Source organism: Methanobacterium subterraneum (genome assembly GCF_002813695.1).
Taxonomy (GTDB): domain Archaea; phylum Methanobacteriota; class Methanobacteria; order Methanobacteriales; family Methanobacteriaceae; genus Methanobacterium; species Methanobacterium subterraneum.
Window position 1 is genome coordinate 130253 of sequence record NZ_CP017768.1, and the last position, 23829, is coordinate 154081.

General features: G+C 41.3%; 30 protein-coding genes. 24 read left to right on the forward strand and 6 right to left on the reverse strand.

Going from position 1 to position 23829, the window contains the following annotated elements:
• The first annotated feature begins 97 nt into the window (after positions 1 to 97).
• From BK009_RS00675 to BK009_RS00745, 15 genes are all read left to right on the forward strand, one after another.
• Positions 98 to 643 carry a 50S ribosomal protein L15e gene (locus BK009_RS00675; protein ID WP_100908760.1) on the forward strand — a complete coding sequence of 182 codons (546 nt, stop codon included), beginning with the start codon at positions 98 to 100 and terminating at the stop codon, positions 641 to 643.
• Entirely contained in the window at positions 643 to 1065 is a 423-nt protein-coding gene (locus BK009_RS00680; RefSeq protein ID WP_100908761.1) for an RNA-binding protein, read from the forward strand. Before BK009_RS00675 ends, BK009_RS00680 begins: the two co-directional genes overlap by 1 nt.
• Before the next feature lie 10 nt (positions 1066 to 1075).
• Positions 1076 to 1789 (forward strand): ribonuclease P protein component 3, encoded by a 714-nt coding sequence (rnp3, locus tag BK009_RS00685; RefSeq protein WP_100908762.1) that lies wholly within the window; start codon positions 1076 to 1078, stop codon positions 1787 to 1789.
• A gap of 132 nt (positions 1790 to 1921) precedes the next feature.
• Entirely contained in the window at positions 1922 to 2299 is a 378-nt protein-coding gene (locus BK009_RS00690; protein ID WP_100908763.1) for an Rpp14/Pop5 family protein, read from the forward strand.
• Positions 2300 to 2383: 84 nt separating this feature from the next.
• Positions 2384 to 3139, forward strand: coding sequence for an archaeal proteasome endopeptidase complex subunit alpha (gene psmA, locus BK009_RS00695; RefSeq protein WP_100904654.1), 756 nt, complete (start codon positions 2384 to 2386; stop codon positions 3137 to 3139).
• A 2-nt stretch (positions 3140 to 3141) separates the two neighbouring features.
• Positions 3142 to 3834, forward strand: coding sequence for a ribosome assembly factor SBDS (locus tag BK009_RS00700; protein ID WP_100904653.1), 693 nt, complete (start codon positions 3142 to 3144; stop codon positions 3832 to 3834).
• Between the two features lie 35 nt (positions 3835 to 3869).
• A complete protein-coding gene (gene rrp4, locus BK009_RS00705) occupies positions 3870 to 4610 on the forward strand; it encodes an exosome complex RNA-binding protein Rrp4 (protein ID WP_100904652.1) in 741 nt (246 codons plus the stop codon).
• 57 nt (positions 4611 to 4667) lie between these two features.
• Positions 4668 to 5363: an exosome complex exonuclease Rrp41 gene (gene rrp41 / locus BK009_RS00710; protein WP_198517229.1), complete on the forward strand. Its 696-nt coding sequence runs from the start codon at positions 4668 to 4670 to the stop codon at positions 5361 to 5363.
• A 1-nt stretch (position 5364) separates the two neighbouring features.
• Positions 5365 to 6165 carry an exosome complex protein Rrp42 gene (gene rrp42, locus BK009_RS00715; RefSeq protein ID WP_100908764.1) on the forward strand — a complete coding sequence of 267 codons (801 nt, stop codon included), beginning with the start codon at positions 5365 to 5367 and terminating at the stop codon, positions 6163 to 6165.
• A gap of 178 nt (positions 6166 to 6343) precedes the next feature.
• Positions 6344 to 6613 (forward strand): 50S ribosomal protein L37Ae, encoded by a 270-nt coding sequence (gene rpl37A / locus BK009_RS00720; protein WP_100907556.1) that lies wholly within the window; start codon positions 6344 to 6346, stop codon positions 6611 to 6613.
• The gene (locus tag BK009_RS00725) at positions 6614 to 6745 is read left to right on the forward strand and encodes an Rpo12/RPC10 RNA polymerase subunit family protein (RefSeq protein WP_100904648.1); all 132 of its coding nucleotides are present in this window, start codon (positions 6614 to 6616) and stop codon (positions 6743 to 6745) included.
• 94 nt (positions 6746 to 6839) lie between these two features.
• Positions 6840 to 7343, forward strand: coding sequence for a Brix domain-containing protein (locus BK009_RS00730; protein ID WP_100907557.1), 504 nt, complete (start codon positions 6840 to 6842; stop codon positions 7341 to 7343).
• Complete coding sequence (locus tag BK009_RS00735; protein ID WP_232727983.1) at positions 7333 to 7587, forward strand: KEOPS complex subunit Pcc1; 255 nt, start codon at positions 7333 to 7335, stop codon at positions 7585 to 7587. The genes BK009_RS00730 and BK009_RS00735 overlap by 11 nt, the downstream gene beginning before the upstream one ends.
• Positions 7588 to 7694: 107 nt before the next feature.
• Complete coding sequence (locus tag BK009_RS00740) at positions 7695 to 8054, forward strand: prefoldin subunit beta (protein ID WP_100907559.1); 360 nt, start codon at positions 7695 to 7697, stop codon at positions 8052 to 8054.
• A 39-nt stretch (positions 8055 to 8093) separates the two neighbouring features.
• Positions 8094 to 8363: a DUF3194 domain-containing protein gene (locus BK009_RS00745; RefSeq protein ID WP_100907560.1), complete on the forward strand. Its 270-nt coding sequence runs from the start codon at positions 8094 to 8096 to the stop codon at positions 8361 to 8363.
• Positions 8364 to 8566: 203 nt separating this feature from the next.
• Here BK009_RS00745 and BK009_RS00750 read toward each other — a convergent pair whose 3' ends face one another.
• Positions 8567 to 9001 (reverse strand): hypothetical protein, encoded by a 435-nt coding sequence (locus tag BK009_RS00750; protein WP_157809465.1) that lies wholly within the window; start codon positions 8999 to 9001, stop codon positions 8567 to 8569.
• A gap of 570 nt (positions 9002 to 9571) precedes the next feature.
• On the opposite strand from BK009_RS00750, the gene BK009_RS00760 reads away from it, so the two are divergent.
• The 3 genes from BK009_RS00760 (at position 9572) to BK009_RS00770 (ending at position 13627) form a co-directional block, all read left to right on the forward strand.
• Complete coding sequence (locus BK009_RS00760; RefSeq protein ID WP_100904641.1) at positions 9572 to 9946, forward strand: ArsR/SmtB family transcription factor; 375 nt, start codon at positions 9572 to 9574, stop codon at positions 9944 to 9946.
• Between the two features lie 168 nt (positions 9947 to 10114).
• Positions 10115 to 12493: an endopeptidase La gene (gene lon / locus BK009_RS00765; protein ID WP_100908766.1), complete on the forward strand. Its 2379-nt coding sequence runs from the start codon at positions 10115 to 10117 to the stop codon at positions 12491 to 12493.
• Between the two features lie 243 nt (positions 12494 to 12736).
• Positions 12737 to 13627 carry a tetratricopeptide repeat protein gene (locus tag BK009_RS00770; protein WP_100907563.1) on the forward strand — a complete coding sequence of 297 codons (891 nt, stop codon included), beginning with the start codon at positions 12737 to 12739 and terminating at the stop codon, positions 13625 to 13627.
• Between the two features lie 110 nt (positions 13628 to 13737).
• Here the strand turns inward: BK009_RS00770 and BK009_RS00775 are convergent, their stop codons facing one another.
• Entirely contained in the window at positions 13738 to 14538 is an 801-nt protein-coding gene (locus BK009_RS00775) for a metallophosphoesterase (RefSeq protein WP_169923150.1), read from the reverse strand.
• A 414-nt stretch (positions 14539 to 14952) separates the two neighbouring features.
• On the opposite strand from BK009_RS00775, the gene BK009_RS00780 reads away from it, so the two are divergent.
• The gene (locus tag BK009_RS00780; RefSeq protein ID WP_100908767.1) at positions 14953 to 15342 is read left to right on the forward strand and encodes a hypothetical protein; all 390 of its coding nucleotides are present in this window, start codon (positions 14953 to 14955) and stop codon (positions 15340 to 15342) included.
• A gap of 7 nt (positions 15343 to 15349) precedes the next feature.
• Here BK009_RS00780 and BK009_RS00785 read toward each other — a convergent pair whose 3' ends face one another.
• The 4 genes from BK009_RS00785 to cbiM form a co-directional block, all read right to left on the reverse strand.
• Positions 15350 to 16318, reverse strand: a complete 969-nt coding sequence (locus BK009_RS00785) for an ATP-binding cassette domain-containing protein (RefSeq protein WP_100908768.1) — start codon at positions 16316 to 16318, stop codon at positions 15350 to 15352.
• A gap of 26 nt (positions 16319 to 16344) precedes the next feature.
• Positions 16345 to 17133: a cobalt ECF transporter T component CbiQ gene (gene cbiQ, locus BK009_RS00790; protein WP_100904636.1), complete on the reverse strand. Its 789-nt coding sequence runs from the start codon at positions 17131 to 17133 to the stop codon at positions 16345 to 16347.
• Positions 17134 to 17247: 114 nt separating this feature from the next.
• Positions 17248 to 17553 carry a PDGLE domain-containing protein gene (locus BK009_RS00795; RefSeq protein WP_100904635.1) on the reverse strand — a complete coding sequence of 102 codons (306 nt, stop codon included), beginning with the start codon at positions 17551 to 17553 and terminating at the stop codon, positions 17248 to 17250.
• Positions 17550 to 18197: a cobalt transporter CbiM gene (gene cbiM / locus BK009_RS00800; protein ID WP_100904634.1), complete on the reverse strand. Its 648-nt coding sequence runs from the start codon at positions 18195 to 18197 to the stop codon at positions 17550 to 17552. The genes BK009_RS00795 and cbiM overlap by 4 nt, the downstream gene beginning before the upstream one ends.
• 362 nt (positions 18198 to 18559) lie before the next feature.
• Between cbiM and BK009_RS00805 the strand changes: the two genes are divergently transcribed.
• The 5 genes from BK009_RS00805 (at position 18560) to BK009_RS00825 (ending at position 23796) form a co-directional block, all read left to right on the forward strand.
• Positions 18560 to 18895, forward strand: a complete 336-nt coding sequence (locus tag BK009_RS00805) for a hypothetical protein (RefSeq protein ID WP_100908769.1) — start codon at positions 18560 to 18562, stop codon at positions 18893 to 18895.
• Between the two features lie 178 nt (positions 18896 to 19073).
• The gene (locus tag BK009_RS00810; RefSeq protein ID WP_100908770.1) at positions 19074 to 19583 is read left to right on the forward strand and encodes a hypothetical protein; all 510 of its coding nucleotides are present in this window, start codon (positions 19074 to 19076) and stop codon (positions 19581 to 19583) included.
• An 85-nt stretch (positions 19584 to 19668) separates the two neighbouring features.
• Entirely contained in the window at positions 19669 to 20292 is a 624-nt protein-coding gene (locus BK009_RS00815; RefSeq protein WP_100908771.1) for an energy-coupling factor ABC transporter permease, read from the forward strand.
• Positions 20293 to 20308: 16 nt separating this feature from the next.
• Positions 20309 to 20806: a hypothetical protein gene (locus BK009_RS00820; protein ID WP_100908772.1), complete on the forward strand. Its 498-nt coding sequence runs from the start codon at positions 20309 to 20311 to the stop codon at positions 20804 to 20806.
• A 236-nt stretch (positions 20807 to 21042) separates the two neighbouring features.
• Positions 21043 to 23796: an FmdE family protein gene (locus BK009_RS00825; protein WP_100909697.1), complete on the forward strand. Its 2754-nt coding sequence runs from the start codon at positions 21043 to 21045 to the stop codon at positions 23794 to 23796.
• The last annotated feature ends 33 nt before the right edge of the window (positions 23797 to 23829 follow it).

Below are 23829 nucleotides of genomic sequence, written 5' to 3' on the forward strand. Positions count from 1 at the left end.
GTGTTACCGCCAATCTGGCGAGTGTGACCTACTTTTTTTGGGACCAATTATGATCCCATGGATGTGGCGAAAGCTGAACAAAAGAGGTGTATATTAAATGTACAGTTATATAAAAGAAGCCTGGAAAAATCCAGATAAATCTTACGTAAAAGAATTAATGCAACAGCGAGCTCCCCAGTGGAGAAAAGAAAGCGTAATTACCCGGGTCGAACGACCAACCCGACTAGACCGTGCACGATCCCTTGGATACAAAGCTAAAAAGGGATACGTAGTTGCTAGAATCCGTGTACGTCGTGGTGGGAGGCGAAAAAGCCGATTCACTGCAGGTCGCCGGCCTAAAAGGCAGGGTGTTAAAAAAATAACCCCTAAAAAATCCATCCAACGCATAGCTGAAGAAAGGGTAGCTCGCAGATACCCCAACCTGGAAGTTCTAAACTCCTACTGGCTCTGGGAAGATGGGAAGTTCAAATTTTTCGAAGTGATCCTGGTGGATCCTAACCACCCGGTAATCAAGAACGACCCTAAAATCAACTGGATCTGTGATAAACACCACCGTGGAAGAGTATTCCGTGGATTAACCAGTGAAGGTAAGAAAAACCGGGGTCTCAGGAATAAAGGTAAGGGAGCGGAGAAATTAAGGTAATGATACATAACCTCTCCTACCGGGTCTTTGTTTACGGAACAGAAAACGAAGAGAAGGTGAGGGAGGCTTTATTTACCCTCCTCCCCACAGCCCAACCAACCAAGGAAATAACCGAAGGTTACCACAAAAACCAGGTTACCATTCTCCAGGGAAAAATCACCAAAAAACGGGAAATAAAAGATTTCCTGGAAAAACTAGGTGCACTAAAACCCACATCTAAAAAAAGGATTTTAAGAGAACTTGAACACCGAATGGATGATAGAGGAAACCTTTTTCTAAGATTTGATAAACAAAGCGCCTACCTTGGTGATTTGAAAATAGTGGAGCATGGTGATTCCCTGCACCTGAAGCTGAAAATAGCTGCCTACCCTGCTCGTAAGGAAGAGGCCCTGAAAGTAGCCAGGCAGATATTCCAGGAATAAGGTGGAAAGGATGTTTTTTGATTTTCACATCCACGGAGGCCCTGAAGTTGCCCTAAATGCGGGGAAACTGGGATACCGTGGAGTGGTGTTGACGGTCTGTTCACGAGATTGTATTAATCAGCCGGAAACCATTAAAAATCTGCGTAAACGCGTGGAAAAAATAAAATCTGATAATGGGGAAAACCTCCCATCTATCCAGATTGGTGTGGAAATTGAGGCCCGAAATCCGGAAGACTTTAAAAAACAGGTTAGTAAATTCCGTAAGAAGGCCGATGTTATCCTGGTTCATGGTGGAGATCTTAAAATAAACCGAGCAGCCACAGAGGACCCTAGAGTTGATATTTTAAGCCATCCCTACCGTACCCGCTTTGACAGTGGCATAAACCACGTTTTAGCAGTTAAAGCCACTGAAAATAGTGTTGCGGTAGAATTAAACCTGAAATATTTCCTTTTAACCAGTCCAAACCACCGTTACCGAGTTTTAACCCAGTTCAGACAGATAATGAAATTGCATCGCAAATACAAGTTCCCGACCATAATAACCAGTGATGCCGGTACCAATTATGATCTACGCAACCCACTGGATGTGATGGCACTGGCTGCATGTTTTGGGATGACGAAAGAGGAGGCCTTTGAGGCGCTGTCCAAAACTCCACAGGAAATCATCAAAAGAAATGGAATCCGGGGTAAAATCATAGTTCCAGGGGCACGTTTTGTAAAATGATATCCATGATATTCAATAAATTCATGTCAATCTGCAGATCTTTCATGGGAATTAGAAAGAATTCTGGATGAATATCCAAATGAAAAATAATTATTAGGGATCAAATCACCTATTATGGAGAAATAAGGGTTCATGAAGCTCAAAATATTACCCACCCACCTTCGGGATAAAAAAAGATATCTGGCATTCCAGGCATTCTCAGAAATTCCACTGGAGAGGGATGACGTGATATCTATGTTCACAGAGTCATCCGGAAATCTTTACGGGGCATGTGGAACCAGCCAACTGGGATTGTGGGTGGTTAAAGTTTGGAATTATCCTGCACCTGAAAAGAACATGGTCAGGGGGATCATCCGCTGTAATCGGGAAGAAGTTGACCGAGCAAGAGCTGTCATTCCCACCATAACCAACTTCCGGGGAAAAAGGGTGGTTTTTCAAACCCTGGGAATTTCCGGAACCATCAGAGCTGCAATAACAAACTTTATTAAATTGAAGGCATCAGATGATTAAAATGTATAAATGGGTTTTAAATTCCAAACTAATAATTTTACTTAACTTCATTATTTTATCAAAAAATTAAAAGAGGTATAAGATATGCAACCGTTCCCAGCAGCAGGATATGATAAAGGTATATCTATTTTCAGCCCAGATGGAAGGCTATTTCAGGTTGAATATGCGAGAGAAGCTGTAAAGAGAGGTACAACTTCATTAGGTGTCAAATCATCAGAGGGGATTGTGCTGGTGGTAGATAAAAGACCCAGCAGCAAACTGGTGGAACCCACCTCCATTGAAAAGATATTCCAGATCGACGAACACATAGGGGCCGCCACATCAGGACTGGTGGCTGACGCCAGGAAACTCATTGAACAGGCCCGGATGGAGTCCCAGATCAACAAGATCACCTTCAACGAACCCATACCAGTTGAAATGCTGGCCAAAAAGATCTGTGACATGAAACAGATGTACACCCAGCACGGTGGTGTTCGACCATTCGGTTCAGCACTGATAATTGGGGGAGTCAACGATAGCGGATGCCGATTATTCGAAACAGACCCCAGCGGTGCTTTAATAGAATACAAGGCCACTGCCATCGGGGCAGGAAGAGCCATGGCCATGGAAGTCTTTGAAAAAAGTTACAGTGAAGACATGAAAATCAACGAAGCCATGGAACTAGCCCTTGATGCCATCTACGAAGCAACCGAAGGCAAAACCACCAAAGAAAGTGTTGAAATCGCGGTCATTGAAGAAGCCAATCATAAATACCGCAAAATCACAGAAGATGAAATTGAAGAACATGTAGAAGAACTCCTCATCCGCAAATCCAAGGAGGGTGAGGAAGAAGAGGAATAATCATGGTCACCCTGGAAGATGCTGTTATAGCCCGCCTGGAATACTACGGGGAACGATTCGAGATACTGGTGGATCCAGATCTAGCATCTGATTTTAAAAGGGGAGAAGATATCAAAATTGAAGAGATATTGGCTGTTGAAGAGGTTTTCAAGGATGCCAAAAAGGGGGATAAAGCATCAGAAGAGGCAATGAATAAAGCCTTTGACACCACTGATCCACTGGAAGCTGCCGTCCTCATCATCCGCAAGGGACAGGTCCAACTCACTGCCCAACAACGTAGGGATATGCAGGAGGATAAAAGGAGGATGGTGGTGGCTAAAATAGCTCGTGATGCTATAAATCCCCAGACAAAGCTTCCTCACCCTGCAAGAAGGATTGAAATAGCTATGGAAGAGGCTAAGGTCAGGATAGATCCCTTTAAAAGTGTGGATGAACAGGTGAACATCACGCTAAAAGCCATCCGCAGGTTAATACCCATCAAACTTGAAAAAGTACGTGTAGCCATCCACATACCTGGAGAAGACACGGGGAAGGTCTATGGGGTCATACCCGAATTTGGAAAAACCCTGAAAGAAGAATGGCAACAGGATGGATCATGGGTTGCTGTAGTGGAGATCCCTGGAGGTATGCAGGATAATTTCTATCAAAAACTTTCAGAGATTACCCACGGACAGGTGGAAACCAAACTCTTATAATTAAAACTTCTTTTAGCCTATAAAGGAGGCAAAACGTGTTACTAGTAGAAGATAAACAGATAGTAGTTCCAGGTGAGATACTGGCAGAAGGGGACTATCACTCCGGAAGAGGAACTTTCAAGGAAGAAGACAAAGTATGCTCTTCCCTGGTTGGTCTGGTGGCTGTTAGGGATAAAAAAATTAGTGTAATACCCTTACAGAGTAAATACATTCCTAAACGAGGAGATGTGGTCATTGGTGAGGTAACTGACATTCGATTCTCCATGTGGAATCTGGACATAAACTCACCTTACTCCGGGATATTGCCTGCAGCAGAAGTCTTTGGTAAGGAAAAAAGAGAACTGAACCGGGCATTCAATGTGGGGGATGTGCTTTTCCTGCGAGTTGTGGATGTTGACGAAGTGAAAAAGGTGAAACTGGGTCTTAAAGGAAGAGGACTAGGTAAATTCCGTGGCGGAATTCTGATTAACATAACTCCCACCAAGGTACCCCGACTCATAGGTAAGAAAGGATCCATGATCAACATGATCAAAGACCAAACCCGCTGTGAAGTAGTGGTAGGTCAAAACGGAGTGGTCTGGGTTAAAGGAAAACCAGAAATGGAAAGAGTGGTGCAAAAAGTTGTTAAAACCATTGAAAACGAAGCACACACCTCCGGCCTCACTGACAGAATAAGGGACATGTTACTGGAACTTCTCGGAGAAAAAACCGAAAAGACAACAGAACAACAAGAAAATAAAGAAGAAGATGAATTTGAGGAAAAATTGATTCAGTAAGGGGTGATTATTATTCTAACCAGCAGATTAATTGGAGATAGTAATAAAGGAAGTCTAATAACTTCTGGCACTAAAAAAAGACCAGATGGAAGAGCTTTCGATGAACTGAGACCCTTGAAAATAGAAGCCGGAGTTCTGGAAAGAGCCGATGGATCTTCCTATGTGGAAATTGGTGACAACAAAGTTTTAGCAGCTGTTTACGGGCCCAGGGAATTGCACGTCCGTCGATTGTTAAAACCTAATATGGCCATCCTCCGTTGCCGTTACAATATGGCACCATTCTCAGTGGAAGACCGTAAAAGACCAGGACCAGATCGTAGATCAGTGGAAATATCCAAGATCACTGCAGAAGCACTTAACCCTGCAGTATTCCTGGAAAAATTCCCAAGATCAACCATTGATATTTCCATAGAAGTCCTGCAAGCAGAAGGAGGAACCAGGTGTGCCGGTATCACAGCAGCCTCAGTGGCCCTGGCCGATGCAGGTATACCTATGAGGGACATGGTGGCAGCCTGTGCCGCTGGTAAAGCCGATGGTCAAGTGGTAATGGACCTCTCTGAATGGGAGGATAAGGAAGGAGAAGCTGACTTACCCATTGCCATGATGCCCCGAACAGGGGACATAACCTTGTTACAAATGGATGGACACCTAACCTCTGATGAATTCGAGAAAGCACTGGATCTGGCCATTAAAGGATGCAAGATCATCAGTGAAGAACAGAAAAATGCCATAAAGAACAGGTACGGTGATTAAAATGGTGCAGAGCATAGTACCACAGATCATAAAGGAAAGTGTTGCCAACCTCATCAAAAATGGAGATAGGGCAGATGGAAGAGCCCTGGACCAGTACCGGGAAATAAGTCTGGAAACAAGTGTAATCAAGAAAGCAGAAGGTTCTGCCCGGGTGAAAATAGGCAACACCCAGATAGTGGTGGGTGCCAAACCCCAGATTGGTGAACCATTCCCAGACACACCCAATGTAGGTGTTCTAATAACCAACTCCGAACTCCTTCCAATGGCCGCTCCTAACTTTGAAGCAGGACCACCCAATGAAACTTCAGTGGAACTTTCCAGGGTAACTGACCGTTGCATCCGAGAAGGAAAAGTGGTGGACCTGGAAAAACTGGTGATCATACCTGGTAAGAAGGTCTGGATGATCTTCCTGGATCTACACATTGTGGATTACGATGGCAACCTCATGGATGCCGCAGTTCTGGGTAGTTTAGCTGCCCTCATGAACACTAAAATACCAAGCACCACCATTGAGGGTGATGAAGTTGTAATTGACTACGAAACAATGGTCCCTATTCCCATAAAGGAACAACCCCTCATGTGTACCCTGGCCAAGATCGGCGGAGAACTGGTGGCAGATCCTTCCCTGGAGGAAGATGATGTGTTGGATGCCAGAATATCCATTGGAGTGCGTACAGATGGAAGCATATGTGCCATGCAAAAAGGAGGATCAGTCCCCCTCACACGTGAGGAAGTCTTAAAAGCGGTTGGAATGGCTCAAACGAAAACTAAAGAACTTCGAGTGAATATTTCCAAACTCTAGACAAGACATTCTATAGTCTGGAGACATTTTATAGTCAAACAAGACCTTCCACAAAAATCAAAAATATTACAGTAAACTATAGAGTTACAGTAACTAGGTAATTAGGGTGATATCATCCCTATTCCTTTCAATTTCAATAAAAAAAATTCAATATAACAAAAACAATAAGGTGATAATTATGGCAAGAACTAAAAAAGTAGGTATAACCGGAAGATTCGGTGCCCGGTACGGTAGGAAAGCAAAGAGAACCGTGAAGTCCATCGAAGAAAACATGAAAAAAGATCACACCTGTCCTAAATGTGACCGTCCTGGAGTTAAAAGGACTGCCGCCGGAATATGGAAGTGCCGTAAATGTGGTGCTGTATTCACTGGTGGAGCATACCTTCCCCACACCCCAATGGGTAAAACCGCTACCAGGAATATAAAGAGGATCGTTGGAGGTTTATAATTGTACAAATGTGATAAGTGTGGCACACTGGTAGATATCAAAGGTTACACCGAGTCTAAATGTCCCAGCTGCCGTTACAGGATACTCTTCAAGGAGATCCCCACGGTTCGGCGACAAGTTAAAGCTCGATAAAATCCTTTTTTTGATGGTGTCTTCTTTGAAGATATCTTTTTCATAGGAGATCCTCTCCATAAGAGGCACCCCTTCATAAAATACTGGTAAATGTATGTTGATCACCACTTCACGAAAACCATCCCAAAGAACCAGAACCTTCTGCCGCGGTCTGGAACGAGCATTGGATGCTCATGTTGTAAACCGGGGAAAAATGAGCCTTCGGGATGTCTTTTTAAAGGCAAAAGAAATGGAAAAAGACCGAGTGGCAGTTGTGTCTGAAAGGGATGGAAACCCCAATGGAATTGAGATTTATCACCATGGAGAACTCTTTATCAGCCTCCAATTAACAGTGGACTTCTCCCTTCCCAAGGGAAGCATGAACAAGGATAAAATTCACCTAAGATGTGAAGTGGATGAATTAACAACCCTAGCACCTAAGATTTTCCCCATTCCCCTGGAAGACTCCAAGAAACCATCTGATCAAAATCTGGTAATCATCAGGAGCAGTATGAAAAAATCCATACCTCTAGTGGAGTTTTTCGATAAAAATGGTCAAGCCACCGGACCACGCATTTACCTCCAGGGATGGAAACTAACAGGTGATGATGATACTTAAACAAGTTGAAAGTCAGATAGAAATTGAATTCGATTCTAAAAAAGAAGCAGAAATCATTTTAAGATCGATAGAACCTGAATTAATGGATTCACCTTCGGAGAGAACCCAGACTTTGGTGGAATGTCAGGAAAACATTCTAAAGATTACTATCACTGCCATGGATTCTCCATCCATTAGAGCATCCCTGAATTCCTACCTGCGATGGATAATGCTTTCCCAGCAGATTATAGAATTGAAAAATTAAACTCCAGATTCATTGAATACTTCTAATTAAGTGAGTAAAGGATTTAAAATTCATTGAATTATAAATTAAATAGGTATCATAGATTATATTTAATAAGAGGTGAAAATATGGAAGTTCCCCAAAATATCCAACATCAACTAGCACAATTCCAGCAGATGCAACAACAGGCCCAGGCCATAACCATGCAGAAACAGAGCGTGGATCTCCAGATAAGAGAAACTGAAAAGGCCCTGGAAGAACTGGAAAATGTGGAAGATGATGCTGAAGTTTACAAAACAGCAGGAAATTTGTTAATCAAAGTACCCAAACCGGAATTGACCGAAGAATTGACCGAAAAACTGGAAACCCTGCAGCTAAGGGAAAAAACTGTCGCACGGCAGGAAGAAAGGGTCATGAAAAGGTTACAGGAAATGCAGGAAACCTTACAAGGTGCCATGCAGATGCAACAGCCGGGTATGGGCAATTAAGTCTATGAATTGAACTAAGGTTAAACTGAGGTTACCAGTTTGAGAAAATTAACTGACCAGGAGATGGAAACCATCTCCGAAGCTGCGGCAGTAGCCGCAGAAAACTATATTTTTTCCAAGATATCCAAAAAAGAAGTCCTGGACATGGAAGTAAGGGTAGAATTCCTTGAAGAAGACGTTCTTGATGTGGATGTTGAGGTAGAACTCTTTTTAGATGAGTTATCCCAGGCAGAAGATAGTTTAGCAGACGAAGCAGCTGAAGCTGCCTTAGAAGAGATTGACAGACAGGTTGAAAAGTTGTCTGAGTAATTTTTTTTATTTTTTTATTTTGATTGTAATATAATAATTATCATTATTTGTCACTTAATATAATTATATTTTAGAATGCGTCTTTACTTTCCTATATTATCGCTAAGAAAAAACTAAGGTATATGTAAACCAATAATCTTTTCCCTTTAGGGGGCTATTTATACTGATTTTTGACAAAAGAAAAAAAGATTTCTGTAATCATCTTATGTTTTTTCAATATAACCCGCTTTTATTCCTACCAAATCTTGGTTAGATAGTTCTGGGAGTGAATTGATACTGGTGGGGAACATGTATTCTCCGTAAACAGTTACCGTATCATTGGTATTGTAAGGTAGGGTCCCAGTATATGAAATAATCATATAAGGTTCTGAAAGCCCTGCAACTTTAAGAATGATGTTACTTCTCGTTTTGTCGAATTGGATATATTCTTCTTTTTGATATATTTGGCCTGTTACTTTTACATTTTTGCCATTTAAAGCATTATAATTTTTAGATAGATCCGTTAATTTAAGTTCAGCGCATGAATTTTTATATGCTGAGATATTATCTCCCGTAACCGGGGTGGCATAAAAATCACTCTCTTTGCCTTCAAAAACTAATCCAAATCCAGAAACAAGAAGACAACTTATAGTACTCACGGCTATGATCAATAGCACGATTATAATTTTGTGTTATTATTCATGGTATCACATTTTTCCTTTAAAAAGTAAAAAGAGATTGTCAATTGTGGATCATTGGTGTTATTCATTAATACTATTGCATTCCCACTATAAGTTGCATTGAATCCTCTATTCTTTTAATGTTCCCAAGAATGGGGGGGTCTGCGAGATACACTGGGGTATTAGTTTTGTTCTGTATAATGTATTTATTTTCTCCATTCATCACTAAAAACACGATTTTATTAGGTCTAAGCTTATTAATGTGGATTGTTTTATTCCTTTTGCAATTAAACCTTTTGGTTGTGCTGTTGGGCAAGTCTATACATGGTAATTCCACTTTCGTCTGTTCCAGATAGAGTTGCAAGCTCTTCTTGTGTTGTTCGGTATTATATTGTTTGTTGAATTTACAAGGTATATTACATAGCTGTTACTGGATATGTTGTTACCAGTGATAATGTAACTATTAGTGGATAGATTGTTATAATAGTATATTTATATAAATCAGTATGATAGAAAAGTATATAAGCATATACTTATATAACATGTGTTATGCTTAGGATTAATTCCAAGTCAACATTGGAGTCTACCGAAGAACTGGAGGAAGTGCTTAAAGCCCTGGCTAATGTCAACCGGTTACTTCTGATTTATTCACTAGCCTCAGGAGAAGTGGATAAAATCAGTGTAACGGAAATGTCGCAGAATATGGGCATAACCCAACCCGCAGCATCGCAGCATCTGAAAATCCTAAAGAATGCCAACATACTTGTTGCCAAAAAAGAGGGGAACTACATTTACTACCGATTCAACAGACCCTCCATGGAAAAACACCAGAAAAGAATTGATTTTATATTTACATGTGCATTTGCCAAGTGTAGTCAGCTGGAAAGATCCAGTTGTAAACATTTGGAAAAAAAGGAAGAATAAAGGGCCAATAATTTTGGTCTGGATTTTTTAAAGTTCTTCCCTTAAATCTTTCCAAATTTAATCCAACATTTGGATAAATTCAATATTTGGATAATTTAAAGCAAAATTATGAGTATTTAAGTCATTATTAAAATTTAAATCATTTAACCAAGCTCTATGAGTGATAAAATGAACGAAATAAACGCAAATGAAGAATTATCTGTGTTAGTTTTACCAGACATGGTTTTATTACACGAAACTAACATGAACCTTAAAATTGGTAAAAAACATGGGAGTGAAGTACACAACCGAGTTAAAGACGATGATTACTACGGTATCGCCGTAGCCTCAAAAGAAGGAACACCTGCCCGGTACTATGCTGAATCTGATATTTACAAAATAGGAACACTAATCAGGGTGGAAAATGCCAAGGAAATGAGAGACTTCTGCCATCTGAAGGTAGAAATCCTGGAAAGAGTCCAGATCACAGAATTGATTCCGGATGGTATAAACTACCGTGCTAAATATGAGTTAATCCCTGATGAAATAGACATCGACCCGGAAGACCAGGCAGAAATGATGAAACATGTCCGGTACCTGGTTTCTGAAATCAGTGAAAATTTCAAAGACTCCCAATCATTCGTGGACCAGATGAACCAACTGGATGATCTTCGGAAGATTATTGCTAACATATATCCCTACATGAGACTCACCCATGAAGAAAAACAGACCCTACTGGAAACCCGTTCCCTGAAAGAGAAGAGCCTGAAATTCCTGGAAATCCTCATTGAACAGAAGGAATCCATAAAATTCCAGATGGAAATGGCTGCCAAATTCAACGAGGAAATGAACAAGAAAAACCGGGAAAACATGCTCAAAGAACAGTTAAGAGTGATACAGGATGAATTAACTGACTCTGAAGGAGGGCATGGTAAGAAGGATTATCGGGAGTTAATTGAAGAAGCAAACATGCCCTCTGAGGTTAAGGAGATTGCCCTGGAAGAAGTGCACAAACTGGAACGCCAGGGACCACACAGCTCAGAAGAAAACGTCATCCGCAATTACCTTGATCTTTTAACCAGCCTACCATGGGGTGAAAGCCAGGTCAAGGACATTGACATTGAAGCCGCACGAAAAATCCTTAACCAGGAGCACTACGGTCTGGACAAGGTCAAAGACCGTATCATCCAGCACCTCACGGTGATGAAACTCAAACAGAACAAACAGGGCTCCATACTCCTACTGGTAGGCCCACCAGGAACCGGTAAAACCAGTCTGGGTAAAAGCATTGCCGAAGCCCTGGAAAGAGAATACGTTCGCATCAGCCTGGGTGGTGTGAAGGATGAATCCGAAATCCGAGGACACCGCAGAACCTACGTGGGGGCACTACCCGGCCGGATAATCAAGGGAATGAAACGTGCCGGTACCCGAAACCCAGTATTTATCATGGATGAAGTGGATAAACTAATGGCCTCCTACAGCGGAGACCCGGCCAGCGCCCTATTAGAGGTCCTGGACCCTGAACAGAACAACACCTTCTCTGACCATTACCTGGAAGTGCCCTACGACCTTTCTGATGTATTCTTCATAGCCACCGCCAACTCCCTCAAGGGAATACCCGGACCTCTACGTGACCGTATGGAGATCATAGAAATAGGCAGTTACACCAGCCACGAAAAATTTCACATCGCCCGAAACCACCTCATAGACGAGGTCTTAGAAGACAATGGTCTGGATGAAACCCAACTACAGTTTGATGATGGAGCAGTAAAAACCATCATTGAAAAGTACACCAGAGAAGCAGGGGTACGTGGACTCAAACGTCAACTGGCCACAGTGGCCAGGGTGGCCACCGAAAAAATCGTACTGGGCAAAGTGGACTTACCATACCTGGTTAAAGAAGACATGCTCTACGACCTCCTGGGCCATGAACTCATCCAAGTGCACCTGGCCGGTCAAAAGAACCCGCCAGGAGTGGTAACTGGACTGGCCTGGACACCGGTGGGTGGAGACATACTGTTCATCGAAGGTGCCTTCATGCCCGGAACCGGTAAACTACTCCTCACTGGACAGTTAGGGGATGTGATGAAGGAATCCGCCAAGATATCCCAGAGCCTCATCCGCTCCAGACTGGCCTTCAACCTGAAACAGGTGGAATTCGATAAACAGGACCTGCACATACACGTACCCTCCGGAGCCATACCCAAAGACGGGCCATCCGCTGGAGTGGCCCTACTCACCACCATAGCCTCCCTGGTAACTGGTCTTAAAGTAGACCCCAAACTGGCAATGACCGGTGAAATCTCCCTACGGGGAGCAGTGCTACCGGTGGGAGGTATCAAAGAAAAGATACTGGCCGCCCACCGAGCCGGAATAAAAAAGGTGATACTACCTGAAGAAAACCTGAAGGACCTGGACGATGTTCCAGACGATGTCAAGAAAGAAATGGAATTCCTACCAGTTAAAACCGTGGAAGATGTTATAAAAGAAACCATCGGCATTGAACTACCCAAACCGTTGCTGATGGAGATGTCTACCGACACTTTAACTGGGGGAGCAGGTACTTAAACCAAGTATAACAGAGTACTATAAAGGCTCTAAAATAATATACCCTAATCTACGAGGACTTCCCCTATCTTCAGGGGACCTCAGGATTATTCCACTTCCCACCCCTTCCTGGGATGGGATGTAAACTTTTTTTCTATTTATTTTCCATTTTTTTAGAATTTAAACGATTTTTACAAACTTCTCATTTAACCCAAATTTTATATTTCAGAATAAAGAAACAATAGAACAACAGGGGGGGTTGTAATGCCAGCAGAAGGTGCTCATTATTATATTGAAAAAGGCATAGAGACTTGGTTGGATCATAAAAACTATTTTGAAGCCATTGACCTTTTTTCCAGAGCATTGGACTTCGAACCCCACAATCCAGATGCACATCTATTACGGGGAGCAGTATACGTTGATGTTGGTGACCTGCACCTGGCACTGAAGGATTATAATAAAGCTTTAGAGTACAGTCCTGAAAATATTGGACTATTTTTTGATAAAGGAACAGTTTTATTCTATTTAGGGGAATATAATGAGGCTATACGTTCTTATGAACAATTTCTCAAAGAAGAACCCACCGATGTTGATGCACTGTATTTCAATGGTTTGGCCTATCATTTCCTAGGAAAAAACGAAACTGCCCAGAAATTCATTGACAATGCCCTGGATTTGATTGACAGATCTGATGATCTGTACCCTGATCTGTGTAATGCCAAGGGAGAAATACTTTTTGATCTTAAGGATTATCAGGGTGCCATTGATTATTTTAACAAGGCTGCTGAATCAGATCCCACATCATTTATTGCCCTCTACAATATAGGGCGTGCCTTGTATGAAATGGGAAAACTCAAAGAGGCACTGGAATACATTGATGATGCCCTAAAAATAGAGCCGAAAGAGTGGGATCTCCTTAATTACAAAGGACTTATATTGATGGATATGGGTCGGGAGGAAGAATCTATTCAATGCTTTGATAAGATCATAGAATTACATCCCATTTACTTCCCAGCATGGTACAATAAAGGAGTGGCTTTAAGACAACTTAAAAGAACTGAAGAAGCCCTGGAACACTTCGATGAGGCAATAAAACTCCTCCTGGATAAAAAACCCGGCATAACCCTGGGTATGTGTTTGAAAAACTTAGAATAAATAGGGGCAGTTAAAAAAGAATAAATTAAGGAATAAAATTGCCTTAAGAGTAGATTAATAATATTACCTTAAAAATTCGTTTTTCTTCACATAAACTCCTAATTATTTGATTATTTCTTTTTCAATTCCACCACAATGATCTGGGGTCTAGCAAAGAACCTTACTGGAAGTATGGTAGTTCCCAGACCATTGCTCACGATCAGGGTGCTGTTATTTTCGGTGATAACTCCAGTCCGGTAATCATTACCATAATCCGAATGAGTGGTGGGTGCCCATAATCCGAAGAAAGTCACCTGTCCTCCGTGGGTATGTCCAGAGAAAACCAGATCAACCTTGGATTTATTTACTTCAGGGAAGTAATCAGGGTTATGAGTGAGTAGAATAACAAAGTCCTGTGGAGTAACCACTGAGGTGGTGGCACTCTGGATCTGCATACCATTATTGTAGTCCCCTACTCCACCCAGACGAATACGGGAACCATTCTCTTCAATCCAGGTTCCCTTATTCCCAATGTAAGTAATTCCATACTGAGGGATTGCATCCAAAGTCTCGTATTGCGGATCCTTATTCCCTAGAACTGCGTAAACACCTAGAGGTGCTTTCAATTTGGAAAGGGATTCAAAAGTTGATGAAATGTATTGGTTATCCCCATCGATATAATCTCCTCCCAGAAGGATAAGATCAGGGTTCAGGGCATTGACCTGGCTAACCACACTATCAACTCTTTCCGGACTAAAGCTAGGGCTGGCGTGGATATCGGTGAGAAAAACAATTTTTTTACCATCGAACTCGGCAGGGATCTGGTTTGATTCAATGGTTATTTGTTTAGTTTCAATCCAGTAGGGCTCAATGAACATGTAAGCAAGTATCAGGAATACTATTCCCAGGAATAAGTAACGTTTTTTGAGCAAAATAACACCTATAAATGAGTTTATTTTATTTAAGCAAAATGTGATTATATACAATTGGATTTGAAAAATATTGTATTGATTTTATAAAGAGTTGTACTTGGAATAGATAAGATTTTCAAGTAAATAAGGGTTTCGACTTCCCAGAGATGATTTAGAATATTTATCTAACAAATCTAATTTCAATGAACTATTCATAAGAATATTTTTAGGGACAAACACTAAAAATTCACAGTATAATATGTTAATTAAGTAATTAATCTGGTTATGCTTTGTATATGCTATTCCCATGCCGGATGTGTATCGAATTGTTTATAAAAACTCGTTTATCACATTTAACTAGTAATACTTTAATTTAAAAAATTATTTATACTAAGGGGATCATATTATTATCAATAAAAGTAGGAGGTCAAAAATATGGAAAAAGATCTAAAAAATCTGGTTTTAGGATTCAGGAAACACACAGGAAAAACTCAACATGAACTTGCCCATGAACTGGAAGTACCCATGGACATCGAAACTGCCCTGGAAATGGGAACCTACCGACAACCCACGGAACGCCTTAAAAGAAAAATAAACAATTTAATCACTGGTTTTGATGAAAATGAATTGATTAACATTGGAAAGGGTTACCGGATCATGGATGAATTGGGCCCAGACTTCAAATACTACATTCGTGGCCTGGAACAGGCACGGGGTATCAACTCAGAGGAACTCCACAGCCTACCAGAAGAAGAATTCTACCGGATTATAGGAAGTGTTAATCTGGATGAGTTTGAAGTGGTTGATGTGGGTAGAAAGGCTTAATTATATATTAAGAACTTTTATTTTTCTTTTCTTCTTCAAGGATGTGGAGCATCTGGTGATATTTCTCCTCCCCCAGGGCATGTAGTAATTTATGGTGGCACTGATCTTTAACCATATGCAGTAGATTGTGATAGGCATCTTCACCCATACCGTGAAGGATCTCATGATAGGCTTCTTCAACAGTTAATTTAACACCAACTGACATACCATTGGTCTTAAGACGATGTAAAAGGGCGGCAGCAGTGGGCTGTTTCAGCTGGGCTCGTTTAATGGTTTTTGGATCATTGAATATATCCTCGGGAGTGCCCTGGTGGATGATCTCACCCCCGTGGAGTACGAAGATCTTGGTTGCAAATTCAGTTACCATCTCCACGTCATGGGAGGATATGATAATACTCATATTCTTCTTCAAGTTAAGATCGTAAAGGATGTCCATAACCTGTTCCACTCCATGGGGGTCCAATCCGGTGGTTGGTTCGTCCAAAACCATTATATCTGGCTTCATGGCCAGAATACCGGCAATAGCCACTCTCTTCTTCTGACCGCCACTGAGGTGGTGGGGAGCCTTTCTCTCTGATCCCATCATCCCCACAGCTTCCAGGGATTCTTCCACTCTTTTTTCTACTTCCTCATCAGGAAGACCCAAATTCATGGGTCCAAATGCCACATCTTCTTCTACTGTTGGTGAGAAAAGCTGGTCATCTGGGTTCTGGAATACCATGCCCACTTTCTGTCTGATCTTTATGAGATCATCCTTCTTGTAACTGGCTGGTTCACCATCAATTTTAATTAAACCGGAGGTGGGTCTTAAAATACCGTTAAAATGAGAAAATAATGTTGATTTACCCGCACCATTGGATCCAATGATGGCTGCTCTTTCACCCTCTAATATTTCCATGTTTATGTTTTGGAGTGCAGGAGTCCCATCGGGATAGGCGAAACTCATATTTTCAGTTTTAATAACTACTCTGGTCATTGAAATTTCCTCAAATAATAGACAAATTAAAGTACCATTGTAGTCAGTAATTGTAAAGATAATAATATAAATATGGTGGTTCCCATAAAAGCAAAATCTTTCTTATCTAACTTAACTTTAGCCCGGTAAATACGAGTATTTTCAGAATAACCTCGACACATCATACTCAGGTAAACAGTCTCTCCCTGTTCAAAAGCCCTGAGAAACATCATAGTGATTGTTTCTCCTACTTTTCTCAACCTCCACTTGTATGGGGTTTTTTTACTGAATATGTCAAAACAACGGGTGGACTGGGCATTTAAGATGTTCATCAGTTGATCGTAAAAGAAGAACAAATAACGAACTGTTAGGTTTAACAGCATGGCTAACTGATGTGGTACTCCCAGTTTTTGGGCAGAAGCCACCAGATCCTGCATGGATGTGGATGAAGATAAGAAAACAATGGAGGTGACTGAAACCGTAACTCTGAAGAGGAGTAATGCTCCGAAGTAGAGACCATAATCAGTCATGTGTAACAAACCGAATGCCCCGGTCCAGATCACATTCCCTGGTTGGAAGAATGGTTGAATAAGAGCAACAAAACCTCCAAATGGTATAATGAGGGCTATACGTTTGAGTGCATAGATGGGGGTTACATTGGATAGTGAAATCAGGATTAAAAGGTACATCTCCATTATGACCAGTATCATAAGGTTAGTACTGGAAACTGCGTAAATGATGATCAGCAGGGAGGATATTAGTTTTATCCTTCCGTCTAAACTGTTCATGAAACTGTCTTTACTTGCTTCCCTATCGATTTCAGCTAGTCCTTGCATATTGTGGTTCCCAATTAATTAGTCTTTATTATCCCCATTGATTGTTAGTTTTAATATGTTTAATCTTTTAAAATAAGGAAAGTTGGAGCTTAAAAAAAAGCTCCTTATTTAATTTTATTCATTGGTCCCGTTTTTCTTTCGTTTCCCAATTATGGTTGCCACTCCAAGTACCACTAGGAGAACTACAATAGTTCCCACTATCAGGGCAACAACACCCCCTAAGGGGTTATCTTCCATTCCAGGTATGGCATAGTCAGGTAATGGTGCTGTATAAGCGGCTTCTGATTCTGGTACTTCGAGGCTTTCTGCTGAACTTTCCAATCCATCCGGATTACTGGATGCCAGGAAAGGTGCCATAACAGCGATTATCAGGGCAATGATCAGCCCACCAATAATCAGGTTCCGATTTTTGGTGTTCATTCTACTGCCTCCTGCTTTCTACTGCTTACCCATGCCGGTAACAGATCAGGTCGCACATTATCAATACCCAGAATCACCACTACGGTGATGATACCTTCGATACAGCCGATCACTGCATGGTATAATCCCATGAATATGAGTCCTTCCACCAGGGGGAAAGTACCAGCCAGGGACATTTCAATGGAACAGGCTAGTGCTGCCAGGAATATGGATGCCCAAGCTGCAACAAAGACTGCCGGTATCCTACCAATTCCTTTAAGGACCTTATAGGCATAAAATCCAACAAAACCACCTATAATCCCCATGTTAACTATGTTGGCTCCGAGGGCGGTCATTCCACCGTCCCCAAATATTAATCCTTGTAGTATCAGTACTATAGATAAAACCAGCACTGCAGCCCATGGGCTGACGAATATAATTGCTATTAATGCTGCGCCTACCATATGTCCACTGGTTCCCCAAGGTATAGGTATGTTCATGGCCTGAATGGCGAATATACCTGCTGCCAGTACAGACATAAGGGGTATGTTTTTTTCATCCAAGTTTTTACTCGCCCACTTTAGAGAATAACCAAGTGCTATTAGGGCAATGATCCAGTATATGGCGCACTGCCATAGTGGGATAAAACCATCGGGTATATGCATATTTTGCCTCCTTTCTTCAATAATGGCTAATGCTATTGTTAGTATTATTTTACTTTTGTTTTCCAGGCAGAAAGTAATACTAGTTTTAGTTTAAGCCTTAAATTCTATAATTGTGTACGAAGACTTATAATATAAACGTTTGCATCAGTATTACAAATAATCTGATTTTTTACTTGTTGGTAATAAAAATGACTAATTTGTATTCTTATAACTGGTTGTTAGTTTGAATACGGTGCATCTTGTTACTCATTTACCATCAGAAGATCACTACTTAGAGAGGGAGTGTTAGAGTTAATGTTAGGTGAATTTTAAGAGGGCATCATGTGGTTGATACATTTGAGCGGTTTGTACAAGGGAGTTTGATGCCCTCTATAAAGTGCCGGAGGGATCTTGAGGATCCCTCTGGGGACGTCTTGCAGGAGGAAAATGGCAAGTTCATCACTTTTAATACAAAAACACCGTTTAGCACCCATTTAGTAATACTTTATTTGGCGTTATTCGTACAATCATGGGATGAGACTTGCTTCTATTTAAGACTTTCTATTTGTTTTTTATTATTATTATTCCTGGAGTGTTCAGACTACTTCCAAAAAAATATAAGGTTATCATGTACTATCTGGGCCTCAGGTCTGGAAGTTCCATTTAAACCAGAACCTACTGGACATGAGGGACTTAAGGTAAGGATAATCTCATTTTAAACTATATGGAATTTCATTATGTTTCTTTAATCTGCGTTATGAATTTATTTTGACTTTAACTCCACCAATAATATGTTTGATAATACTTTTTTGCTGATTTTAAGGATTACAGTAATAACACAAATCATATATATGATATTACTATTATTTTTTTATACACAAATTGAAGGAGATGATGATGATTAAACAAGTAAAAAAAGAACTGATTCTTCTGATATTGATTATTTCCATTCCTTTAATGGTCTGCGGAGTAGTTACAGCGCACCCGGGACATGGAACTCCCATAGAAGAACCTTCAGATCCTGGAACTGGCACTTCAACTGATACTGGCACTACTAACAAGGGATCAACTAGTTCTTCAGGAACTTCTTCAGCCTCAAGTTCATCGGGTTCAGATTATACTTCTACTTCATCCAGCAGTAATTCAAAGCCTTATGGGAGCACAAATGGGGGAAGTGGTACAGAACAAACAGTAACCGACACATCGACAACTATCAACAATGCCACCACTACTTCTAAAAGTGGTCCTGAAAAAGTTACAGGAAATACTAGATCTTCAAATAATTCACCTGGGGGGCCAGTTGCTATGATTGGTTTAATGGTGGTTGTTGGTTTAATTGCAATGTCTTTCCCTTACCAAGAAGGTGGTACTTTAAAAAAGTTACAACTGAGTCTATTTGGAAGATAATATTCTATTTATATGATTCTTTAGGTACTGGAATGACTAATTGTCCGAATACTGGGAGTAAAAATTATCAAAGGAGGTTATAACTTTGCATTTACCTGATGGTCTGTTAACATTGTGGCAGGCTGCAATCTACTGGATTTTAACCATTGTCTTTATGGCAGTGTACATGTACAAACTTTCAAAAACCGAGGAAAAGGAAAAAATAATCGTAAACACTTCCATCCTGGCAGCAGTAACTATAGCTGCATCATCAATATCCATACCCTCACCATTCGGGGTTCCCATACACCTATTCCTAATACCACTGGTGGTGATTATATTAGGGCCTCTAAGTGGGGTTACAGTGGCGTTTTTATGTTTCCTACTACAGTTTTTCATACTGGGAATGGGAGGTATCACCTCTTTAGGTGCCAATGTAGTGACCATGGGAATTGTGATGAGTTTTACAACCTACTACTTCTACAAATTCACAGCTGAACTGGATGATCGGCTGAGCATATTCTCGGGAACCTTCATGGGAATCATCATGGCCACCATAGCCCAGGTTCTAATAATGTTAGTGGCAGGTGTTGCCACTCTGGAAGTTTTAATAGCCACTCTTTTGCCGTTTTATCTATTTGTAGGGGTGATAGAAGGTGTTATAAATGTTTTCATCATCCTGTCACTATTTAAACTAAAACCAGAACTGGCACAGGTGGAACAAATTTAAAGTGAGGTTACTTAAGATGATTAATCTAAAATCAAGCGGTATATCCATTGGTATCTTCATTCTGATAATAGTGGCATTCATAGTTCCGGTGAGCGCTCATGGCGTGCATGTAACCACCAATGAATCAGCATTTATCATAGCTGATGACTCCACAGGTAAACTGGCCAGATCCGTGGTGGATGACTTGGGAGTTAACGTTACTGTCTATAAATTTGTCTCAGCCGAAGATGTGGCCCACGAATTGGAAAGCACGCTGACCAACCCTAATCAGAAGATTCTGGCAGTGTCTTACACTGGCACGGTTCAAAACTTTATAAACCAGCATCCTGAAGTTTCCAGCCGAATTGTAGTTGCCAGCGCCAATGAAAATGCCATACAACAGGGGTTATCCAAGTTAAATCTTGTGGGATATAATAGTGCAGGGTTTATGACTCCTTTATTGTCTGGTCTTCTAATTGGTTTAGTGTTCGGTCTGGGAATCGGTGCAGTGTGGATGAAAAGGAAACTTAGTTGAATCTGACTTTAACTTGACCCTATTGTTCAAATTTTTATTCTATTTTGTTATTATTGGAAATATTTCTTTTAGTATTAAAGAATCAACGCTCAAACTGTTTTTATAATAATTTTATTTAAAGTATTACGATAATTTGGAGATATCGTCCTTCAGTAATAACACAAAACATATATATGGTATTACTACAAATCTGGTTTGACAGCAATCTGTCAAAAAATGAAAAAGGAGGTGAAAAGATGAGAAAACAAGGAGTAATACTTGTAATAGCGACATTGATGGCAGTAATTTTATGTGGGGCTGCATCAGCTGCAGATTCATCTACAACTGGGGGTGAAGGATTAAGTGACGTTAATGGATCAGATGCATCACCAGCAGAAGCAATAGATCCCACTATCTGGGTCCAGGTTAACTATGAATATGCTCAGGATGATATTAATCCGGGCATAACTGTTAAGGACTCCAGCAACAATAGTGTGGTGTTTGACAAAACTGAGTACCCAAATAATCATTTTAAGATTAATTTCACTTCTCCGGGGGTGGCCAATGGTACCAAGTTTCTTTTGACTGTGACTGCACCGGGTTACATCACTCAGACTCAGAAAGTGGATGTAAACCAGGCAGGCACTGATCCAATGTTCTATGGGGATGTAACCTTTGATATGAAGGCTACCGAGAACTACAAACTGGGCCGCGAAGTCACTGCAGCCGCCGACAACCTACTGAACTTTGCAAACGCAGATGAAGTGCTGTGCATAACCACAGCTGGTTTGGCTTACCGTAACGGTACCACCACTGAAGACTGTTTGGAAGGTGTTTTAAACGGTTTGCATGGTAAAATCAGTTATGGGCAGGGTAACATTTTGACATTCCAGTCAACACGAACAGATCCTGTGGATTTCTGTTTCATTGTAAGAAATGGCAGTGCACTCACTGCTGCGTTCTTCAAAAACGGTTCACTAACCCCTGCTTACCTGGGCACGTTCTCGGCTATAAACCAAGCCTTATGGGACAACACCATAAAACCAACTTTAGGTGACAATGCCTTTGGATATGTCAGTCTGGCCAACGCCTGGAAAGAAGGACTCTCCACAGATATACTAAGACAAGCCGCCTATCACGGCCACGTTTGTCTGGGAACCATCAGTGGACAGGCTATGATCAGTCTTCTCTTGAAGTACTACCCACATGGGGTGTATGGAAATGCCGGAGAACTGGAAGCAACAAGTTATAGGGCTGTAGGTGTGCCTGGTAACTCAGATGACGATGCATACATCTACTCTCTGGACTTGACCACTGGAAAACGTTCATGGGTAGGTTACAACACTGCTGAAGACAACATGGTTGGATTCATCCGATGGTGTCCATCAACCAATCTAGGAACTCTCATAATAATGAGGTTCAATGAAGAAGCAGTGGTCCAGTTATACAAACAACAAACTGGCAATACTGCTTATTCAGGTATAGCTGGTGAATTAGCTTTCAATACCTGGTTAATCAACAAGTTAGAAACTGACCCCGACTCCCTGGTGGAGATCCTGTACGTCTTTGACAACATAACCCCTGCAATTCACAACAACTTAACTGGAGGAGTTGACTCCAAAAAAGTTGTATGTGATGCACTGGGACTGGACATGGACTACATACTGGGCCTAGGTTTAACCAACATTGCAAGCCAGAGAGTTGCCACTAACTACGCCACTGGAAACCTGACTCCTGAGCAGATCAAACAGATCGGTATCGATGCTGCCAACCAAGCCATTGCACTATTCGCCGTGGAGGGAATAAACTTGGAAAAAGATGACTATGACCTTACAGTCTTCACCACTGCAGGTTACGTACGAGTAAATGAGCAGGTAATGGATATGGCCATGGATGGAATCTACCAGATCTTAGGATCCAGACTATCCAGAGCAACCCTACTACCAGTGCACAACGCCCGATACAACCCATTATACTTCCAGTTCAGTCTGGAAACTTTGGTGAACGGAACTAAAACTGTCATCAGTAAAACCCTAACTTACAATCCAGAAAATGGCACATTCACAGCCAAAAACGAATCTTCATGTATCATTGACCAGGTAATACTGTACGACCCACCTTACGATGCTTTAATGGCTTGGTTATGGCATAACCACGTTTGTGGTGGTAGTTCACCAGGATACTTAATCACCAATTACATCTACGATAACTTCCCAATTGGGGAAGACGAAAGTTACGCACTTATTGGTACTTCCATCAGCTGCAGAGATGACATATATTCCTACCTCTTAGGGATTTCCCCAGGAGCAGGAACCTATTTCAGCCAGAGAATGACCAGTGATACCAATGGTAAGTCCGTCCTAATTCTAAGTGTCTTTGACAGTGCAACCAACACCCGAAGAGTAGCCATCATAGACTGGGAAGGTCCCTCATTTGCTAAAGGTTCTAACTCTTATGAAGAATACATCAAACTGTATAAGGGAGATTATTCCTCACCGAACCTGATTTCTGCACCGACAATTACTCTGTCTGCAGATACTTGGGTAACTGAAGAGGAGTGGCAAAGAATTATAGCTGGAGGAGATGCAAGAGGTGATTCCTTGAATTATATTAAAGGATTACCTGTACGTACTAAGGATGACCTGATAAAAATCCAGGGCGGTACTGAAACTCAAGATGGAGATTCAAACCAGGGAACTTCAACTGGAACTTCAAATGGATCAGTACTGGTAACTTCAACTGGAACTGGTGGAACTGGTGGAACTGGAAGGTTCTCCACAGGATCTGTAGGTACTACTGGTGCTGCAGTGAATGCTGCAACCGAGACCACCACCACCGAAGCTGGAGCTCAGCCTGCAGGTGATACTGGAAAATCCTACGAAGTAACTCAGGCTGGAACCGAGAACAATGACAACACCCCGTGGGGTACCTACGCAATTGTGGGAATTGTATCTGTCCTGGCATTAGGTGCAGTTGGATTCTTCTTCAAGGGCAGTCTGTTTGGTAGATAATGAAAAAACTTTTTCCCCATTTTTTCTTTTTTT

Bases quoted from the DNA above. Each gene is read 5' to 3' on its own strand.
- rrp42 (WP_100908764.1), top strand. From the start codon at position 5,365: ATGGTGCAGAGCATAGTACCACAGATCATAAAGGAAAGTGTTGCCAAC.
- BK009_RS00805 (WP_100908769.1), top strand. From the start codon at position 18,560: ATGCCCTCTATAAAGTGCCGGAGGGATCTTGAGGATCCCTCTGGGGAC.
- rnp3 (WP_100908762.1), top strand. From the start codon at position 1,076: ATGTTTTTTGATTTTCACATCCACGGAGGCCCTGAAGTTGCCCTAAAT.
- psmA (WP_100904654.1), top strand. From the start codon at position 2,384: ATGCAACCGTTCCCAGCAGCAGGATATGATAAAGGTATATCTATTTTC.
- BK009_RS00730 (WP_100907557.1), top strand. From the start codon at position 6,840: ATGTTGATCACCACTTCACGAAAACCATCCCAAAGAACCAGAACCTTC.
- BK009_RS00680 (WP_100908761.1), top strand. From the start codon at position 643: ATGATACATAACCTCTCCTACCGGGTCTTTGTTTACGGAACAGAAAAC.
- cbiM (WP_100904634.1), bottom strand. From the start codon at position 18,197: ATGCATATACCCGATGGTTTTATCCCACTATGGCAGTGCGCCATATAC.
- BK009_RS00735 (WP_232727983.1), top strand. From the start codon at position 7,333: ATGATACTTAAACAAGTTGAAAGTCAGATAGAAATTGAATTCGATTCT.
- BK009_RS00785 (WP_100908768.1), bottom strand. From the start codon at position 16,318: ATGACCAGAGTAGTTATTAAAACTGAAAATATGAGTTTCGCCTATCCC.
- BK009_RS00780 (WP_100908767.1), top strand. From the start codon at position 14,953: ATGGAAAAAGATCTAAAAAATCTGGTTTTAGGATTCAGGAAACACACA.
- BK009_RS00820 (WP_100908772.1), top strand. From the start codon at position 20,309: ATGATTAATCTAAAATCAAGCGGTATATCCATTGGTATCTTCATTCTG.
- BK009_RS00795 (WP_100904635.1), bottom strand. From the start codon at position 17,553: ATGAACACCAAAAATCGGAACCTGATTATTGGTGGGCTGATCATTGCC.
- BK009_RS00825 (WP_100909697.1), top strand. From the start codon at position 21,043: ATGAGAAAACAAGGAGTAATACTTGTAATAGCGACATTGATGGCAGTA.
- BK009_RS00760 (WP_100904641.1), top strand. From the start codon at position 9,572: ATGCTTAGGATTAATTCCAAGTCAACATTGGAGTCTACCGAAGAACTG.
- BK009_RS00690 (WP_100908763.1), top strand. From the start codon at position 1,922: ATGAAGCTCAAAATATTACCCACCCACCTTCGGGATAAAAAAAGATAT.
- BK009_RS00770 (WP_100907563.1), top strand. From the start codon at position 12,737: ATGCCAGCAGAAGGTGCTCATTATTATATTGAAAAAGGCATAGAGACT.
- lon (WP_100908766.1), top strand. From the start codon at position 10,115: ATGAACGAAATAAACGCAAATGAAGAATTATCTGTGTTAGTTTTACCA.
- cbiQ (WP_100904636.1), bottom strand. From the start codon at position 17,133: ATGCAAGGACTAGCTGAAATCGATAGGGAAGCAAGTAAAGACAGTTTC.
- BK009_RS00740 (WP_100907559.1), top strand. From the start codon at position 7,695: ATGGAAGTTCCCCAAAATATCCAACATCAACTAGCACAATTCCAGCAG.
- BK009_RS00700 (WP_100904653.1), top strand. From the start codon at position 3,142: ATGGTCACCCTGGAAGATGCTGTTATAGCCCGCCTGGAATACTACGGG.
- BK009_RS00675 (WP_100908760.1), top strand. From the start codon at position 98: ATGTACAGTTATATAAAAGAAGCCTGGAAAAATCCAGATAAATCTTAC.
- rpl37A (WP_100907556.1), top strand. From the start codon at position 6,344: ATGGCAAGAACTAAAAAAGTAGGTATAACCGGAAGATTCGGTGCCCGG.
- BK009_RS00810 (WP_100908770.1), top strand. From the start codon at position 19,074: ATGATTAAACAAGTAAAAAAAGAACTGATTCTTCTGATATTGATTATT.